Source organism: Rothia sp. 27098_8_29, assembly GCF_041432785.1.
In the GTDB taxonomy this organism is placed as follows: Bacteria; Actinomycetota; Actinomycetes; order Actinomycetales; family Micrococcaceae; genus Rothia; species Rothia mucilaginosa.
Genome location: NZ_JAPWAI010000001.1, coordinates 1,203,889 through 1,222,652 on the forward strand (window position 1 = coordinate 1,203,889; position 18,764 = coordinate 1,222,652).

The following is an 18,764-nucleotide window of genomic DNA, read 5'->3' on the forward strand; positions in this document are numbered from 1 at the left end:
AATATGACAAACAAAGCACACCCCAAGCCCACCGCGGGCAAGGCGAGTACACTGGATAGGATATGTCTGAGCAGAAATCCACGAAGAAACACGCAGATACTTCTAAGGCCCCCCGCACCGCCCCCACCATGGCGAGCATGGCCGCCGCAATCCATGCGGCAAAGGTACGATCCTCTGAAAAAGCCGGCGAAAAAACCGCAGATAAAACTACTGAGAACAACGCGGCAAAAAACGGCGCGCCGAAGAAGGGTGCGCAGAAGAACAGCGCCCCGAAGAATAACGCAGACCACAAGAACTCCTCCCGCGGCGCCTCCGAACGCAACTCCAACGCCTCCCGCTCCAACCGACGCGGAGGCGGCACCAACCGCGCCCGCAAGCAGGGCAACCAGCAGGGCGACAACAAGAGCAGCCAGCAGAACCGCCCGGCACCGCGCCGCTACGAGCCGTTCATTCCCGAGGTCATCACCTACCCCGAAGAGCTGCCCGTCAGCGAACGCCGTGAAGACATCATGGAGGCGATCCGCGACAACCAGGTCGTCATCATCGCGGGTGAAACCGGCTCCGGTAAAACCACCCAGATCCCCAAAATGTGCCTCGACCTGGGCCTGGGAGAGAAGGGCCTCATCGGCCACACCCAGCCGCGCCGCCTCGCCGCACGCTCCGTCGCCGAACGCATCGCCGAAGAACTCGGCCAGAAAATCGGCGAAACCGTCGGCTACCAGGTTCGATTCACCTCCGAAGTGGGCGAACACAGCGCTATCAAGCTCATGACCGACGGCATTCTGCTCGCCGAAATCCAGAACGACAAGCTGCTGCGCCGCTACTCCACCCTCATCATTGACGAGGCGCACGAACGCAGCCTGAACATTGACTTCATCCTCGGCTACCTCAAGCGCATCCTGCCGCAGCGCCCGGATCTGAAGGTCATCATCACCTCCGCGACCATCGACCCGGAGCGTTTCGCACGCCACTTCTCCCCCAGCTACGTGCCGGGCAAGGGCATCGTCGACGAAAACCTCAGCGCCGAAGAACGCGAAATCGCCGAAGCGATCCTGCCCGACGACGCGCCGCCCATCATTGAGGTGTCCGGCCGAACCTACCCCGTGGAAATCCGCTACCGCCCGCTCGACGAGGAAGACTACCTCAGCGACGACGAAATCGAAGACGACCACGACCCCACCGACGGCATCCTCGACGCCATCAAGGAACTATCCAAGGAAGCGCCCGGCGACATCCTCATCTTCTTCTCCGGCGAACGCGAAATCCGCGACGCCAAGGACGCCATCGAGGCAATGGTTCTCAAGTCGCCGCGCCTGAACTATGAAGTGTTGCCCCTGTACGCGCGCCTCTCGCTCGCCGAACAGCACCGCGTGTTCTCCCCCGGATCGCGCCCGCGCATCGTGCTCGCCACGAACGTTGCCGAAACCTCGCTGACCGTGCCCGGCATCAAGTACGTCATCGACACCGGCACCGCGCGCATCTCCCGCTACTCGGCGCGCACCAAGGTTCAGCGCCTGCCCATCGAACGCATCTCGCAGGCAAGCGCCAACCAGCGCTCCGGTCGATGCGGCCGCGTCAGTGACGGCATCGCAATCCGCCTCTACTCCGAGGAAGACTTCAACTCGCGCCCCGAGTTCACCGACCCCGAAATTCTGCGCACCAACCTCGCAGCCGTCATCCTGCAGATGATCGCAATCGGCGTGGTCCGCGAACCCGGCGACATCTCCCGCTTCCCGTTCGTGCAACCGCCCGCATCCCGCGCCATCAACGACGGCGTGAACCTGCTCCGCGAACTCGGCGCGCTCACCGAACGCCCCCGCCAGCCCCGCAAGGGCCGCGGCAATAGCGCAACCCTCACCGCCATCGGCCGAGCCATGGCGGCATTCCCCGTGGACCCGCGCCTGGCCCGCATGATCATTGAAGGCGGACGCCGCAACTGCGCCAAGGAAATGATGGTACTCGCCGCCGCCCTGACCATCCAGGACCCGCGCGAACGCCCCGCCGACGTGCGCGCCGAAGCCGACGCGATGCACGTCCGCTTCGTCGACGACACCTCCGACTTCTCCTCCTTCCTGCTGCTCTGGGACTACATCAACGAGCAGCAGGCGGCGCTGTCCTCCTCTCAGCTGCGCAAAATGTGCCACCGCGAATACATCAACTACCTGCGCATCCGCGAATGGCAGGACCTCTTCGCCCAGCTGCGCGAAATGGGCCGAACCGCCAACATTCACGCCAGCGGCGGTCGCGATATTAACGCCTCCGCGCACGAGGTAGACATCCACAAGAGCCTGCTCACCGGCCTGCTCTCGCACGTAGGCGTCAAGGAAGAACGCGAGAAGGACTCCAAGGGGCGCACCCGCGGCCCCCGCGAATACCTCGGCGCGCGCGGCACCAAGTTCGCAATCTTCCCCGGCTCCGGCCTGTTCAAAAAGAGCCCCGACTGGGTGCTCTCCGCCGAACTCGTCGAAACCTCCCGCCTGTGGGCGCGCACCAACGCCTCCATCGACCCGCAGTGGATCGAAGAAATCGGCAAGCACCTCATCAGCGTGCAATACTCCGAACCGCACTGGTCCCTCAGCTCCGGTGCGGCAGTAGCCTACGCCAAGGGCACCCTCTTCGGCCTGACCATCTACGCCGACCGCCCCGTGCAGTACGCCCGCGTAGACGCCGCCGCAGCCCGCGAACTGTTCATCCAGTCCGCCCTCGTCGAAGGCCAATGGCACACCCAGCACAAGTTCTACCTGCGCAACCAGCGCGCCCTCGCCGAAGTCGAAGAACTCGAAGCACGCCTGCGCCGCCGCGACCTGCGCGTAGACGACTCCGTACTCTTCGCCTTCTACGACGCACGCATCCCCGCCCACGTCACCGACGTGCGCGCCTTCGACAAGTGGTGGAAGCAGGCACGTCTCGAAGACGACAACTACCTGGACTTCAACCCCGAAAAGCTCATCAACGAGGAAGCCGCCGACTACGACGACTCCCAGTTCCCCCGCCAGTGGGTGCAGCGCACCGACAGCGGCGAACTGACCCTCGACCTGCGCTACGAATACGCCCCCACCGCCGGCATCGGAGGCGCACGCACCGACGCCGCCAAGCGCGACGGCGTAGCAGTCCAGGTACCCATCCTGTTCCTCAACCAGCTGAACCCCGAACCGTTCCGCTGGCAGATCCCCGGCCTGCGCCACGAACTCGTCACCGCGCTCATCAAATCGCTCCCCAAGGCGATTCGACGCAACTTCGTACCTGCACCCGACGTAGCACGCGCCGCCTGCGCCGCACTGGAGGAGGACTACTCCCCCGCCACCGACGAGCTCATCCCCTCCCTTGCACTCGTACTACGCCGCCTGCGCGGCGTCGTTGTCGAGCCCGAAGCCTTTAACTGGGACGCCGTGCCCGAACACCTGAAAATGGGATTCCAGGTGCGCAACGCACGCAACAAAATCCTGGGCGAAGGCAAGGACCTGCGCGCCCTGCAGCAGCAGCTCCACAAGGAGATTCGCGGCGCCCTCGCCGACTCCCTCGGCGCATCCGACGACACCATGGCAAAAATGGTGGCGCTCGCGCAGGGCGGTTTGGGCGGCTCGGGCAACTCGGGCAGCTCCGCGGCTTCTGCCAAGAAGGGCGCGAAGAACGCTCAGAGCGGCACCGCTCAGCTAGCTGATGCGCACGGTTCGCAGGTACGCGAAATCAGCGGCCTCACCGAATTCCCCGCCGATCTGTTCCCCAACGGAGAAATCCCCCGCAAGGTACAGCGCATCATCGCCACCCAAGCAGTCAACGGCTACCCCGCCCTCGTCGACGAAGAAACCAGCGTAGGCCTGCGCATCTTCCCCACCGAAGCCGAACAGCTCCACGCCCAGCGCCGCGGCATCATCCGCCTGCTCCAGCTGCAGGTGCCCTCACCCGTACGCTACGTGAGCGAACACCTCTCCCACAAGGAGAAAATCGTCTTCACGCAGAACCCGCACGGCTCCATCGACGAACTCATCCGCGACTGCACCGTCGCGGCACTCGACCACCTCGTGCCGCACACCCCCATCTTCACGCACGCCGAATACAGCGAACTCTACGAGCACGTGCGTGCCGAACTCATCGAGACGGTCTTCGACGTCACCAAGCTCGTCGCCGAAATCCTCTCCGAAGCCACCGTGCTGAAGAAGGCCATCAAGAAGGCAACCTCGCTGACGACCATGCACGCCGTCTCCGACGTGAAGGCACAGATGGAGAACCTCGTCTACCCCGGATTCGTGGCGAAAACCGGCTACGACCAGCTGGTTCACATCCCGCGCTACCTCAAGGCCGCCCAGGTGCGCCTGACGAAGCTCGGACCGAACCTGCACCGCGACAACCAGCTCATGCTCACCGTGCAGGACCTGGAAGACTCCTACGATAACGCGGTCAAGTCGCTACCGGCAGGCACCATCGTGCCGGATGCGCTCCGCCGCGTGAACTGGATGATTGAGGAGCTGCGCGTCAGCTTCTTCGCCCAGGAGCTTGGTACCGCATACACGGTGTCTGAGAAGCGCATTGCGAAGGCTCAGCGTGAGGCGCTGGACGCTATCAAGCGCTAAGTAGTACAAAGAGTCCCCCGCACGATTACCTCGTGTGGGGGATTCTTCTATCTCTATGGTTTTCTTCACCCGGTGGGTCGGCAAGCCATGCACTTCCTCCGCTCCTGCAGGGGAACCCGCCGCACCCGGACGCTCCGCTCTTCCTTGCTTCGCTGCGGAGAGCGCCCGGGGCGGCACCCTGATGTCGCTTCCGGAAGGCATAGCCGCCTCCACCCGCGAATTGGCAAGAGCGTGCCGAGGGGCCGGTGTCCTCCGTAGTGACATCAGGGTGCCCGAAGCGAAGCGAGGGCGGGTTCCCTGTAGGAACGAGGAGGAACACCGCCCCTCAAGCATTCCAAGCCGCTTGAGGAAATACGCGGCGTAGCGCCCTCAAGTGCCTCAGCGGGAGAAGCGTTTAGGCAGCCGCCTCGCAGAAGGTCACCGTCACCGAACCGTTACCGCGCTCGCGCATCCACTGCGGCGCGTTCTCAGTCGAAACAATCGCACCCTCGCTCACGGACGGTGCAATGTACGAGCCGCCCGCGCCACCGGCGCCGCCCTGCATCGTGTAGCCGATGCCTTGACGCACGCTGGTCGGGCTGTTCAGCCACTTCTGGGTCAGCACAATCGAGGAGACAGACTGTGCCGCACCGGAACCGCCGCCTCCGTAGCCTGCGCCGCCACCGCCGGACACCACGGACTGGTAGCCGTTGAAGTTCTGCGCGTACGCACCCTCATCGTTGTAGACGTCCAGGTCCCAGCTGCGGTCCTCGTAGGTGCCCTTCTCGTGCACGCTGGCGGGGTTCTCATCCAGCTGGTAGGAGTATGCGCCCGCGCCGTCGCCGCCGTTGCCCGCGAAGCCGCTCGTGCCCGCGTTACCGGCAACAAACTGGCTGAATAGCACCTGGTTGTTGGTGGTTTCAAAGCCGATGATGGGGCCGCTTGCCGGCAGGGTGCCCGCCGCACCACCGGCACCGCCTACGCCCGCTGCGCCGCCGGAACCGGAGTTGTAGATCAGCACCTTGGAGCGTTCAGCGTTGTAGACTTCGTAGCCGGGGGTGCCGTTGGAGCCTGCCGCCGCGGAGGCGCTACCCGCCGCGTCGAACTGCGGGGATGCGTCCGAACCGAGGGGTGCCACACCGGCATCGATCTGGCCGTTGAAGTTGGAGTACCAGGGGTCTGCGTAGGACACGCCGGAGGTGGTCATACCCGCGCCGCCACCGCCGCCTGCTACAGCTACAACGACGCCGTCGATGAGCAGCGCGGAGGAGCCGCCGCCGGATGCTGCGTACGCCTGGGTCTTGGAGTTTGCCGGGTCCGCGTACTTGGCGTCGACCTGCGCGGTGATGGTGGCGGGGATGGTGTAGGCGGGTACGGAGCCGCCGTTGCCGTAGCCTTCACCGCCTGCGGTGGGGGTGAGGGAGCCGTCACCGATACCGCCTGCCGCGGCGATAATCTGCACGGTGGAACCGGGGGTGACGGGGATGATGCCGGTGACCTTCGCGCCGGATCCGGCGGGGGTCATGCGGTTGTTGGTGCCGCCCGCGCCGCCGACCAGTTCAAAGCGGAGCTTGTGGACGTTGTTGGGCACGGCGAAGCTCTGCACGGTCTTGGTGCCTTCCTCGGTGCCGGAGATGTTGTACGCCGGGTGTGCGGCGAGCGTGCAGTCTGCGGAGACGGACGCTGCGTAGGAGGGGATGGTTGCGGAGGCTGCGACGACGGGTGCCGCCCAGGCTGCACCAGCAACGAGCTTGCGGCGGGTCAGGGAAGTAGACATGGTATGCCCTTTATTCAGGTGGGGTGATGTGTTTGCGGTGCGGAAGCGGGAGCCTGAAAGTCTGTGCCTCTGCGCCGAGGAAAAGCATACCTTGAACCTCAGCTTTAACATAAATCCCTAGCTCGAGCACGGTATGGGAGCTCTTGGGCATCTCGCGCCGCTCCCTTCCTTCGCTCCTGCAGGGGAACCCGCCACGCCCGGACGCTCCGCTTCTCCTTGCTTCGCTGCGGAGAGCGCCCGGGCGGGCACCCTGATGTCGCTTTCGGAAGGTGCGGCTTTATGCGAGCCGCAGGTTCCGTCCGCGCACGCAACGCCAGCAGAGGGTCTGCAGATTATCGGGCTCGTTATTGCCGCCTTCGGATAGCGGGACCTTGTGGACAACCTCTAGGATGAGGATTCGTTCACGCATGATGGAGTTGCCGCATCCGGGGTTTTGGCAGGTGTAGTTGTCGCGTTCTTTGATGCGTTGGCGTAGCTGGGCGGTCATGAGGGTGCGTTCGCCGCCTTCGGGCCATGCCCAGCGGATTTTGCGTTCGAGGGTTTCGGAGAGCGCGTCGAGGGTTGGGGTGTCGAGGGTGACGGTGACGGCGCGGTTTTCTTTGCCGCCGGGTGAGGTGTATTCGAAGCGGTAGATGGGGTACGGCACGGTCAGCCCCACGTGGCAGACGTTGAGTTTGTTCCAGAACTCGTCGGCGTAGATCTTGGTGATGAACTGGGGCGGGTTGATGTGTGCGATCATGTCGTCTTCGCGGCGTCGCACGTTGTCGACGGCGGTTTCGAGGCGCGCGATATCGTCGGAGAGGCGCTGCACGTCTTTGAGGGTTTGCAGGTCGGCTTCGATATTGAAGTATTTGGTGAGGCTGCCGATGGGGTCCCGCTCGGCTTCGAGAACGACCTGTTGGGATGCCTTGTAGATGTGAGGGTGGCGTTCTTCGGGTTTCTTCTGCAGCAGCGTCTTCCAGGTTTTGGGTTGTTGAACTTCGACGGTGGCGAGGTGGCTGTACATGTCGTTGGTGGAGGTGCCGAGTTCGTAGATTCCGTGCGTGTAGATGTCGTGTACGTAGCTGGCGATTTCGTTGTATTCGCTGGCGAGTGTGGCGGTGCGTTGGCGGTGCGTCTGGAATTCGGGGGATGCGAAGTACCGGTTTTTGCGGATGGTCAGGACAATGCCCACGATGACTACGATGATGACGACGCCGAGGATGACGTACCAGAGGGAGAAGGCGAAGCATACGGCGAAGAAGACGCCGAACCCTTTGAGGGAGGATTTCACGGGTGTTCCTTTGCGATACGGCGGTGTATCTGTGAGTGTAGATTTCCTCCATTAGGGTATCGGAGGTAGGTGCGGTGCGCAAAGCATTTGGTCGTATCGGTGAGCTATTGAAAAGGGTTGGCGGGCAGACTACACCTTCCGGATGCGCCCTCAGGGTGCCCGAAGCGGAGCGAGGGCGGGTCCCCTGCGACGGCGCGGAGGAAGTGTGTAAGATGCGCGCCCTACGAATGTAGACTCGGCGGAGCCAGCAAAAGATTGAGAAGGCGACAGCCCCTCCCCCTCCAGTTCGTTATACCGGTATCGCGCACACAAGCCCTGCGCTTACTGAACCGGGCTCGAGTGTTTTACCTACGGGGCGGAGGGATGGTGTCCTCCGTCGTGACATCGGGGACGCGGAGCGGGGCGAGCGTATTTTCCGGAAGCGCCCTCAGGGTGCCCGAAGCGAAGCGAGGGCGGGTTCCCTGCGACGGCGCGGAGGAAATATACGGAGCACCGCCTCCAGAACAAACACAAGTCAGCTGAGGAGTACCACCCCTCTAACCAAAACCAAAAAAGTTAAACACAAAAGCCCTTAGCTCGAAAGCTAAGGGCTTTATCTGTGCGCGATACTGGGATCGAACCAGTGACCTCTTCCGTGTCAGGGAAGCGCGCTACCGCTGCGCCAATCGCGCTCACAAAACAGTTGTTTTGTTGCGAGGTGAGGACGGGATTCGAACCCGCGTACACGGCTTTGCAGGCCGCTGCCTAACCACTCGACCACCTCACCGCATACGCTCCACGAGGGAACGCGTTCGAACTCTTGGAGTCCTTACGAGCGGTTGACGAGACTTGAACTCGCGACATCCACCTTGGCAAGGTGGTGCTCTACCAACTGAGCTACAACCGCATATCAGCGTATTCAATTTGAATCATTCCGTTGGAGTTTTTCGCTCCGTCGTGCTGACAGGTAAATACTATACGGGGTTTTTGAGCGTTTGCCAAATCCTTTGCAGATCACCTTGTGTTCCGCGTGTTTCCGGGGCAGAACGGGGTATTTGGGGTCGTTTTTGAGGTGTGCGAGCAAAATTTATTTTCATGGTGCCGGTCACATTTTTGGGGTTTTGGGGTGGTTACTGTTCCCGTGAGGGCAGCGGCGGGCACACGATGTCCTCCACGATGTCTGCAGAACGTCCGCAAAATTTTTCGCAAGGACACGAAAAGGAGGGGCGGGGAACCTGGTTCCCCACCCCTCCCCTATGAAATCCGCACCGGCAAATACGCCAGGCTCATATTTTTCTGGAATCTTTTTAGAGTTCTTCGAAGAAGAGGCGTTCGTAGACCTTGCGGGCGTTGCGGGTTTGGCGCAGGTAGTCCTCTTCGAGGGCGCGTGCGCTACCGGCGGGGTATCCGCACCAGCGGGCGATTGCTTCCAGGTCGGCACGTCCCGAGGGTAGGGTGTCGGATTGGCGCACGCCGCGCAGTACGTTGCCGCCGCGGATCTTCGTGGCGAGTAGCCAGGCGCCACTGAGGATTTCAGCGTCCGCAGCTTCGACCAGCCCCGCCTCAACCGCGGCGTTTAGCGCCTTCAGGGTGGAGGTGGTGCGCAGCCCAGGCACGGCGTGCGCGTGGCGTAGCTGTACGAGCTGGACCAGCCATTCCACGTCGGAGAGGCCACCGCGGCCGAGCTTGAGCTGGCGGGTGCGGTCAGCACCGTGCGGCATGCGTTCGTTTTCAACACGCGCTTTCATGCGGCGAATCTGCTGCACCTGTTCGGGCGTGAAAGCTGCCGGGTAGCGGTATGGGTTGATGAGCTCCACGAAAGCCTCGCCTAGCGCCTCGTCGCCGGCGATGGGGCGGGCGCGGGTGAGCGCCTGGAACTCCCAGGTTTCCGCCCAGCGTTCGTAGTAGGAGCGGTAGGAGTCCAGCGAGCGCACGATAGCGCCCTGCTTGCCTTCGGGGCGCAGGTCGGCGTCCACTTCGAGGGGCCGTTCGGCGCGAATGGCGGGTTTGACGGGCTGCTTGAGGAGCGTCAGGGTGCGGTTGACGATGCGTGCCGCCTGTTCCTGCGCGGCGTCTTCGTCGGCCCCGTCGAGGGGTTCGTGGACGAACATGACGTCCGCGTCGGAGCCGAAGCCGTTCTCGGCGCCGCCGAGGCGGCCCATGCCGATGACGGCGATGCGGGTGAGCAGCTTCTCCCCCGCTGTCTCCTCAGCTTCGGCGGGTTCGGCGCCTTCCGGTGCCGCTTGGAGTTCACGCAGGGCAATCTGCAGCGCCGCACCGATTGTGCACTCGTCGATGGCGGCAAGACCGGCGCAGGTGTCCTCAACGTCGACGATGCCCAGGGTCCAGCCCATGGCGGTGCGCAGGGTTTCGCGGCGGCGCAGGTAGCGCACGGCGCGCATTGCCTCGGCGGCGTCCGCGTGGCGTGCCAGCAGGGAGGAAATCTCGGAGGCGAGCGCTTCCTCCCCCAGCGGTTTGAGGTCGGCGACCTTGTCCAGCCAGGCGATGGAGGCGGAGGCATCCTCGAGCAGGTCGGTCATGGGGCGCGAGCTGGAGAGTAGCTGGCTGAGGCGTTCGGCGGCTGCGGGTGAGTCGCGGAGCATGCGCAGGTACCAGCTGGTGCTGCCGAGCGATTCGGAGACGATACGGAATCCGAGCAGGCCGGCGTCCGCGTCCACACCGCGGGCGAACCAGCCCAGTAGCACGGGCATGAGGTGCCGCTGAATGTCTGCACTGCGGGAAAGTCCCGTGGTGAGTGCCTTGATGTGGCGCATGGCGCCGCGCGGGTCGCGGTAGCCGAGGGCTGCGAGGCGGTCCTGTGCCGCCTGTTCGCTGAGCACCACTTCGTCGCGGCTGAGCGTGGAGACGGCGGCGAGCAGCGGGCGGAAGAAGATTCGCTCGTGCAGTGAACGGACGTTCCGTTTAATTTTCTGCCATGCCTTGAGCATCTGCTCGGCGGAGAGCGTGCCGTTGCGTTCCGGGGAGAGGATTGAGCGGGCGAGGGCGCGCTGTTCGGCGTCCTTTTCGGGCATCAGGTGGGTGCGGCGCAGCTGCTGCAGTTGGATGCGGTGCTCGAGCACGCGCAGCTTCTTGTAGTCGCGGCTGAATGCTTCGGCGTCGGTGCGGCTAATGTAGCTGACGGCGGTCAGCGCCGCGAGGGAATCCACGGTGGATTTGGTGCGTACGGCGGGGTCGGTTCGACCGTGCACGAGCTGCAGCAGCTGCACGGTGAACTCGATATCGCGCAGGCCGCCCGGGCCCAGCTTAATCTGGCGGTCCACCTGGTTCGAGGGAATATTGTCGGTCACCCGGGCGCGCATCGCCTGCACGGATTCCACAAAGGATTCACGGGCGGCGGACTCCCACACGAAGGGGTCAATGGCGCGGGCGTAGCGGGCACCCAGCTGCGCCGAACCGGCGATGGGGCGCGCCTTGAGCAGCGCCTGGAACTCCCAGTTTTCCGCCCAGCGCTTGTAGTACTGAACGTAGGATTCAACGGTGCGAACGAGCGGGCCGTCCTTGCCCTCGGGGCGCAGGTTCGCGTCGACCTCCCAGAGGGCGGGTTCGGGTGCGGGGCCCATGATGGCGCGGGTGAGAGCGTGCACGAGCTCCGTGCCGATGGTGGAACATTCGTTCTCGGTGAGCTTGAGCGGTGCGCTCTCCCCCTCTGCCCCGGCATGAGGCGCGGCGCCAGCGGCGGCGGGTTCCACGGGCGCAACCACGTACACCACGTCAACGTCAGAGATGTAGTTCAGCTCGCGGGCACCGCACTTGCCCATGCCGATAATTGCCAAGTCCAGGGCGTCTACGGCTTCGCCTCGGCGAGGAGCCGCCAGGCCGGGGCCCAGCCCCTCCGCCACTTCGGTGCGCGCAATGGCGAGCGCACCCTCCAGCGCGGCGGCAGCCAAATCGGCGAGGTGACGACCGATGGTGGGCATCATTTCGACCGGGTCTTCGCAGCACACGTCGAGCAGGGCGATGCGCGCCAGGGCGGCGCGGTAGGCGACGCGCAGGGTCACGTAGCCGTCTTTGCCGGTCTGTTCGGCGGTAGCGCGCGGACGCTCCGCGTGGGGGTCGGCACCGAGGGCTGTGAGTATGTCGCGGCGGTAGGGGGTGTCCAGCGGTGCGATGGGGGTCAGGAATTCCCCGTCGGTTTCCGGCAGAATCGACGCCGGGTACTGGGAGCGAATCAGCGCGCTCTCAGCCGGGTACACCTGCGTGTCGAAGAGCGGGTCAATGTGTTCGGGGCGGCGGTAGAGAAAATCGCCAATCGCCTGGGATGCGCCGAGCAGGCGGTACATGCCGAATTCTTCTTCGCCGCGGTTGGCGCGTTCGGCGACCGCCGGGTGCTTCTCGATGAGGCGCACGAGGGCGGGCAGGGCAATATCCGGTGAGGGCGCGAGGCGCAGCCCGGCAAAGAGCGCATCCTGCGAGACGTGCTTCAGTTCGGGTGCGTTGAGCCAGCGTTCTGCCTTGGACGGGTCGTGGAAGCCGGTGGCGATCATGCGGGTGCGCAGGCGTAGCTGGGCTTTGCGTTCGGCTTCGGCGCGTTGCTCGTCGTCGAGTGCGTCGGGGGCGATGTCGGTGAGCGGTTTGGGTTCTTTGGCGGGGTCGATAATGCGGATGAGCCCGGTGGCCGGGTAGTGGGAGCTGTCAGTCATAGCGTGAGAACCGTGGGTAGAGAACTAGGTTAGAGAACTGTGGGTGGAGAGTAGATCCGGGGCGGAAAGTATAAATTTCGGCGGCTAAAAATCGGCGGTGAACGGCGCAGCCGATAGGTGCATTTGATAGACCTGTGGGCGGTACCCGCCGGCGTGTTACCGGTAGCGGGTACCGCCCTGAGGCTGTCAGCGCTCACTCATCCCGAGGGGAGGCTAGAAGATCCAGCCGTTAGAGGATTCCGAGGTTGTGCTTGAGCTCGTACGGGGTCACCTGAGCCTGGTACTGGTCCCAGTCGGCGCGCTTATTGCGCAGGAACTGCTCGAAGACCTGCTCGCCCAGAACCTCCGCCATGAACTCGGATTCTTCGGTGATATTGATGGCTTCACGCAGGGACGCGGGCAGCGGGTTGTAGCCCATGGCGCGGCGTTCGGCGTTGGTCATGGCGGCGAGGTCTTCGGTCACGGCGGGCATGAGCGGGTACTCGTTTTCGATACCCTTCAGACCTGCGGCGAGAATCACCGCGTAGGCCAGGTACGGGTTCGATGCCGAGTCCAGGCCACGGTACTCGATGCGGGCGGACTGCATCTTGTTCGGCTTGTACAGGGGCACACGCACGAGGGCGGAGCGGTTGTTGTGGCCCCAGGAGACGTAGGAGGGTGCTTCGCCGCCACCCCAGAGGCGCTTGTAGGAGTTGATGAACTGGTTGGTGACCGCGGTGAATTCGGGGGCGTGCTTGAGCACACCGGCGATGAAGTGGCGTGCGGTCTTGGACAGCTGGTATTCGGCACCGGCTTCAAAGAATGCGTTGGTGTCGCCTTCGAAGAGGGAGAAGTGGGTGTGCATGCCGCTGCCGGCGTACTTGGTGAAGGGTTTGGGCATGAAGGTTGCGTACATGCCGAGCGAGTAGGCGACTTCCTTGATGACGGTGCGGAAGGTCATGACGTTGTCGGCGGTCTGCAAGGCGTCGGCGTGGCGCAGGTCGATTTCGTTCTGTCCGGGGCCGGTTTCGTGGTGGCTGAATTCGACGGAGATGCCGACTTCTTCGAGCATCGTCACTGCCTTGCGGCGGAAGTCCTGCACGATGCCGCCGGGGGTGTGGTCGAAGTAGGATTCGTGATCCACGGGCATGGGGAATCCGTCGGCGCCGAGCTTGGAGGACTCCAGCAGGTAGAACTCAATTTCGGGCGAGGTGTAGCAGGTGAAGCCCATCTCCGCGGCCTTGTTGAGCACGCGCTTGAGCACACCGCGGGTGTCGGAGGCGCTAATCTCACCGTCGGGGGTGAGCACGTCGCAGAACATGCGGGAGGTGATGTCTTCCTCACCGCGCCAGGGCAGAATCTGGAAGGTGGAGGGGTCGGGCTGTAGGAGCATGTCGGATTCGTAGACGCGGGAGAAGCCCTCGATGGAGGAGCCGTCAAATCCCAGGCCCTCGTCGAAGGCGCTTTCTACTTCAGCCGGTGCGAGCGCCACGGATTTGAGGGTGCCGACCACATCGGTGAACCAGAGGCGGATAAAGCGGATGTCGCGCTCTTCGATGGTGCGCAGTACGAATTCCTGTTGGCGGTCCATGAGTTGCCCTCTCGGTGCGGGCGCGCATCCGCGTGGTACCCGTCTGTGGGTGGCGGAGGCGCGCTAAATTTGCTGCCGAGGTGAAGAAGACCCTGTTGCGGAAGGTCCTGCACGTCCCTTGGGTTTCCAAGGGGTTGCGGCGGGTTGTGTACCAGCGGTGCTGGCGCCTCCTTGCCCCGGCGTGTGTCCTGTTGTTATCTAGCCTATCGGGTTCTGCTGTGCGTCGCGCGGGTGGGAGGTTTCGTTTGTGTAAATTCTCTTCTTGCGTGCCGCGGTAGCTCAGATTCTGGGCGGTACCGGGGCCGCTCCCCCACTTTTCTGCGGTGCGGGTCTAGGCTTTGTTCAGATACCTGGCAGATGACGGTTCGCGGGGCGTGGTCGGAGTCGCCTTGCGATAATGGGGGTATGCTACATTCCGTTCTTCTCTCATCAGCTTTGCAGGCGCTGCCCGCACAGGTGGCGCCCGCACAGATTCCTCTAGCGGCAAGCACACTGGTTGCTGCTGACCCCACCGGGCTTGAGTGGCTGCTACTTATTGCCGCCCCCATTGTTTTCTTGGTGTTGTATCTGGTCTGCCTTTTTGCGGTTGCGGTCTTTGGCCCGACAGTCATGAAGAATAACAAGACCGGTGGTGCGACCTACCTGCTGGACCGCCCCTCCCGTGTGGCGTTTAGGGTTCGCACTTTGGCGTTGTGGGCGCTGATTGGTGCGTTTGTGGAGTTCATCTGGACCGGTTACACGGGCCGTTTGGGTTCGAGCGCGGCTATTCCGGTCATTATTTTTAGCTGGTCGTGGAAGTACACTTTCTTCTTCCTGCCACTTCAGATATTTCGTGCCTGGTACGTTCACGCAAGCCGCGGCAAGTATGATGCGCTGTCGGCTGAGGGTGCTCAGCGCCGTGAGAAGCTGAACCGTAAGAGCGCTTACGAGGTGTCGAAGATGATGCAGCGTAACCCACAGCAGTTCGCCATGAATAAGGAGCTGCATACGCTGGCGCGCGGTCAGAAGATTGCGGGCGTGCGTCCGTTCCAGAATCTTGACGAGGCGGGCAAGAAGCGCCGCACGAACTATACGGTGGAGCTGGCTGTGGCGCTCATGCAGGCGCGTGCCATGAACCCCGGCAAGCTTCCTTCGGAGGCGTTCGGTGAGAGCATCCTGGGTATGGGTGTTGGCATTACGTCTGATCGGGCGGTGGAGCAGACCTGGTTGACTCTGTGCACGGAGCGTGTCAACGCGCCGGATGCGCCGAACTACCCGGATTCGCTGTACCCGGTGGCGGCTCGTTTTTCACTGTTTACCACGATGTCGCTGTTGCAGCCGGTGATGGGCCGCCCCTATTCGCCGTTTACTGCACCGGATGCGCGCCGTTTCGTGCCGCGTGATTTCTCGGCGGATACTGTGCTGTTGAAGACTGAGGAGCTGGGCAAGAAGGCTCTGACGCAGAGCGCTATTTTCCGTCAGATTCATGAGCGTCTTCTGCCGTTGCATCGGCAGCAGCCTCAGCTGGTGGATGGCCGCGCCCTGGCGTATTGCGGTGCCCTGCTGGTAAGCGTGGCGAAGGCGGAGGCGGAGAGCCAGCGGTTGACGAGCCAGATTCTGGCGACGGCTGCTTCGGAGCGTGGCGTCCTGTCCTTTGGAGTGTTCTCGCAGATCTCTGAGGATTATCAGTGTGTTCAGCGTCTGCTGAATCTGATGGTGAAGGCGACCGCCGACGTTGAGCGTTTTATCAACGCGGTGGAGGCTCTGGTGCAGATGCATTCTGGTCCGGTTCAGCCTTCCGGCATTGCGTACGAGAAGGTGCAGATGGAGTACATCGCTGCTCTTCTGGACGTTATTGTCTTCTCTTCGCACGCCCCGCTTGCCGGTTCTATTCAGGCGTCTTACGCCCTGCTGAAGGCAGACTATGAGGCGTTTACTTTCAACACCACCGATGAGTTGAGCCGCAGCTACTGGCTGCAGTACGCGAAGAACGCGGTGAACGCCTGCGATACGGGCCTGTCCCAGGGCTATGAGGGTTTCTTCGATAACGATGCGGCGCTCCCGGCGTGGGAGTCCTACGCGGAGGACGTCGTGAAGGAAGTCTGCACCTATTCGATCATGCAGCTGCACTGGGATGCTCTGGTGCAGCAGGCGCTCATTCAGCGCGATTTGCCGCGTGAGTTTAGTGATGCTTCTTCCGCTGTTCCGGAGCTGATGAATAAGAACGCCGCTGCGTCGTTCCCGACCTACTACATTAACCTCATCTGGAACTAGGCATAGTTGTTCCCTCGTGGTGAGCGGTACGCCAGGTTGGAGCCGTGCAGGGTTAGAATAGTCAGCATGACTACTGAGCGTTCTTCCGAGATCTCTTCGCCCTACGCGGCACAGCCTGCCGCTACCTCCGCGGCTGCTCCCGCGACTGCTTCTGCATCGAAGCCTTTTGACCTGGACACCGTCAAGAAGGTGCGTACCGTTCACCTGGCTCAGGCTAAGGCGACCGGTCAGAAGTTCTCCATGCTGACCTGTTATGACGCTCTGACGGCGCAGATTTTTGATCGCGCCGGCATCGACATGCTGCTGGTGGGCGATTCAGCGGCGAATGTGGTGCTCGGCTACGAGTCCACCCTGACCATTACCCTGGATGAGATGATTCCGCTGGTTGCGGCAGTTTCTCGCGGTGCGTCCCGCGCCATGGTGGTTGCTGATTTGCCGTTTGGTTCGTATGAGCAGTCCCCGCAGCAGGCGGTGGCGAGCGCTGTTCGCCTGATGAAGGAGGGCGGCGCGCACGCGGTCAAGATTGAGGCTGATGCGTCGATGGCTGAGTGGGTTCGTGCCCTGGTGCGTACCGGTATTCCGGTGGTGGCGCATGTTGGTTTCACCCCGCAGTCGGAGCATGCCCTGGGCGGTTTCCGTGTGCAGGGCCGCGGCGATGCGTCTGAGCGTGTTCGTGAGGATGCGGTGGCGCTGGCTGAGGCTGGTGCGTTCTGCGTGCTGATGGAGATGGTGACCGCTCAGACTGCGCAGCTGGTGGATGAGGCTGTGGGCACTGTGCCGACCATTGGTATTGGTGCCTCGAATGTGACCACCGGTCAGGTGCTGGTATGGCAGGACATGATGGGTGTTCGTTCCGGTCGCGTGCCGCGTTTTGTGAAGCAGTTTGCGCAGGTCGGTCAGGTCATGGAGGACGCTGCGCGTGCTTATCGTGAGCAGGTTCGTTCGGGTGAGTTCCCGGCGGCTGAGCACACTTTTGAGTAGGCTTTAGGCTGAGAAGAAAAGCTTGAGAAGAAAGACCCCCGTATCCGGTGCTCCGGGTGCGGGGGTCTTTTCGTCTCAGGCTGTATGTCTGTTGGGCGGCGTGCGCCTTGAGCGTGGCTGAGGGCGTTGGGCAAGACTGAGGACGTTGGGCAAGGCTAAGGGTGCTCGTGCTTTAGAGCCAGCCGCCGTCCTTTTCCCAGGCGTCGTTGCGTTCGCGGGCGCGGTCCATGGCGTGTGCCGCCTCCTCGTAGGTTTTGAAGGGGCCCCACAGGGAGGTGACGGCGCTCTGCTGGCCGCGTTCAACCTCGCCGGTGGACAGGTTGTACCAGTACTCTTCGGGGTGCGGGCTGGTGGCTTCAGTCGCGGAGTTCAGGGTCTTTTCGACCGCCGATTCGATGGCTTCGCTCAGGTGGTTTTTCTTCTCACTCATGGGTTCTCCTTCGACGGTGAGGGGTTGGTGTTTCTAGCTTCTCACGCGCGTAGGTTCGTGGCAATGAGGCGGGTGGAGCTTCTCACGGCGTTTCCCCTCCACGGTCTTCCGCCCCGGTCTTCCGCCTCTGCCTTCCACTCCGGCTTTTCACCCGCGTAGTTTTGCCGCTAGCGTGCATGAAATTTTATTCACAATCTGGGAAAAAGGTACGGCTTGTGTATCCGCCGCTTTTTTAGCGCCTGAGCAAGGGACACAACCCGCCCACGCCCGGTAAGATGAAACTATGTCTTCAACCAAAACGAATACTTCGCACAATCTTCCTGCAGAGCCCGGTCGAGCACCCGTGGGTTGTCTGACCCCCGGACGCATCACCCCCATGCGCCCGGTCCCCTCGCACATTGTTCGCCCCGAGTACGTGGGTAAGCCCACCGCCAACGAGGGTAACGATTCGAACATGTACACCCCCGAGGAAGTTGAGCGGGTTCGCGCAGCCGGCAAGATTGCGGCAGGCGCCATTGTTGAAGCATCCAAGATTTGCGTGCCCGGCACCACCACCGACGAGATTGACGTGCTGGTCCACGAGTACATTTGCGACCACGGCGCGTACCCCTCCACCGTGGATTACCGCGGCTACCCCAAGTCCGTGTGCACCTCCCTGAACGAGGTCATCTGCCACGGCATCCCGGACTCCACCGTGCTGGAGGACGGCGACATCCTCAACCTGGACGTCACCGCATACCTGGACGGCATGCACGGCGATACAAACAAGACCCTACTCGTCGGCAACGTGGACGAAGAGTCCCGCCTGCTGGTTGAGCGCACCGAAGAGTCCCTGAACCGTGCGATTAAGGCTGTGAAGCCGGGCCGCCAGATCAACGTGATTGGTCGCGTCATTGAGAAGTATGCGGCACGTTTCGGTTACGGCGTGGTTCGCGACTACACCGGTCACGGTGTGGGTCGTGAGTTCCACTCGGGCCTCATCATCCCCCACTACGATGCGGCACCCGCCTACGACACCGAGATCCGTGAGGGCATGATTTTCACGATCGAGCCCATGCTGACCCTTGGCACCATCGAATGGGACCTGTGGGATGACGACTGGACCGTGGTCACCCGCGACCGCAAGCGCACCGCGCAGTTCGAGCACACCCTCGTGGTGACCGCTGACGGCGCGGACATCCTGACCCTGCCCTAAGCCCAGCACCTCACTTTTATATCAATTCACCCACTGACAAGCCCGCCCACTCCCCTAGGTTACACGGCAGTAGGCGGGGCGAAAGAGAGAGAAAA

9 protein-coding genes and 3 tRNA genes are annotated in these 18,764 nt (G+C 62.8%); 4 read left to right on the plus strand and 8 right to left on the minus strand.

Annotation, left to right across the window (positions count from 1 at the left end):
* Positions 1-62: 62 nt before the first annotated feature.
* A complete protein-coding gene (gene hrpA / locus O3649_RS04655; RefSeq protein ID WP_371572979.1) occupies positions 63-4,571 on the plus strand; it encodes an ATP-dependent RNA helicase HrpA in 4,509 nt (1,502 codons plus the stop codon).
* Between the two features lie 394 nt (positions 4,572-4,965).
* Here the strand turns inward: hrpA and O3649_RS04660 are convergent, their stop codons facing one another.
* From O3649_RS04660 to glnA, 7 genes are all read right to left on the minus strand, one after another.
* A complete protein-coding gene (locus O3649_RS04660; RefSeq protein ID WP_371572981.1) occupies positions 4,966-6,327 on the minus strand; it encodes a hypothetical protein in 1,362 nt (453 codons plus the stop codon).
* A 277-nt stretch (positions 6,328-6,604) separates the two neighbouring features.
* Positions 6,605-7,600: an HNH endonuclease gene (locus O3649_RS04665; protein ID WP_371572983.1), complete on the minus strand. Its 996-nt coding sequence runs from the start codon at positions 7,598-7,600 to the stop codon at positions 6,605-6,607.
* A 599-nt stretch (positions 7,601-8,199) separates the two neighbouring features.
* Positions 8,200-8,271 (minus strand) — tRNA-Val (locus O3649_RS04670).
* A 24-nt stretch (positions 8,272-8,295) separates the two neighbouring features.
* Positions 8,296-8,366: transfer RNA gene (locus O3649_RS04675), tRNA-Cys, on the minus strand.
* A gap of 47 nt (positions 8,367-8,413) precedes the next feature.
* Positions 8,414-8,486, minus strand: a tRNA-Gly gene (locus O3649_RS04680).
* A 400-nt stretch (positions 8,487-8,886) separates the two neighbouring features.
* Positions 8,887-12,240, minus strand: a complete 3,354-nt coding sequence (locus tag O3649_RS04685) for a bifunctional [glutamine synthetase] adenylyltransferase/[glutamine synthetase]-adenylyl-L-tyrosine phosphorylase (RefSeq protein ID WP_371572986.1) — start codon at positions 12,238-12,240, stop codon at positions 8,887-8,889.
* Positions 12,241-12,469: 229 nt separating this feature from the next.
* Positions 12,470-13,810 carry a type I glutamate--ammonia ligase gene (gene glnA / locus O3649_RS04690; protein ID WP_296546936.1) on the minus strand — a complete coding sequence of 447 codons (1,341 nt, stop codon included), beginning with the start codon at positions 13,808-13,810 and terminating at the stop codon, positions 12,470-12,472.
* 405 nt (positions 13,811-14,215) lie between these two features.
* Between glnA and O3649_RS04695 the strand changes: the two genes are divergently transcribed.
* Positions 14,216-16,063, plus strand: coding sequence for a geranylgeranyl pyrophosphate synthase (locus O3649_RS04695; protein ID WP_371572988.1), 1,848 nt, complete (start codon positions 14,216-14,218; stop codon positions 16,061-16,063).
* Between the two features lie 66 nt (positions 16,064-16,129).
* Positions 16,130-17,044, plus strand: coding sequence for a 3-methyl-2-oxobutanoate hydroxymethyltransferase (gene panB / locus O3649_RS04700; RefSeq protein WP_102034051.1), 915 nt, complete (start codon positions 16,130-16,132; stop codon positions 17,042-17,044).
* 172 nt (positions 17,045-17,216) lie between these two features.
* On the opposite strand, the gene O3649_RS04705 is transcribed toward panB, so the two are convergent.
* Positions 17,217-17,474 (minus strand): hypothetical protein, encoded by a 258-nt coding sequence (locus tag O3649_RS04705; RefSeq protein ID WP_070593468.1) that lies wholly within the window; start codon positions 17,472-17,474, stop codon positions 17,217-17,219.
* A 283-nt stretch (positions 17,475-17,757) separates the two neighbouring features.
* Between O3649_RS04705 and map the strand changes: the two genes are divergently transcribed.
* Positions 17,758-18,669 carry a type I methionyl aminopeptidase gene (gene map / locus O3649_RS04710; RefSeq protein ID WP_005506520.1) on the plus strand — a complete coding sequence of 304 codons (912 nt, stop codon included), beginning with the start codon at positions 17,758-17,760 and terminating at the stop codon, positions 18,667-18,669.
* Positions 18,670-18,764: the final 95 nt, after the last annotated feature.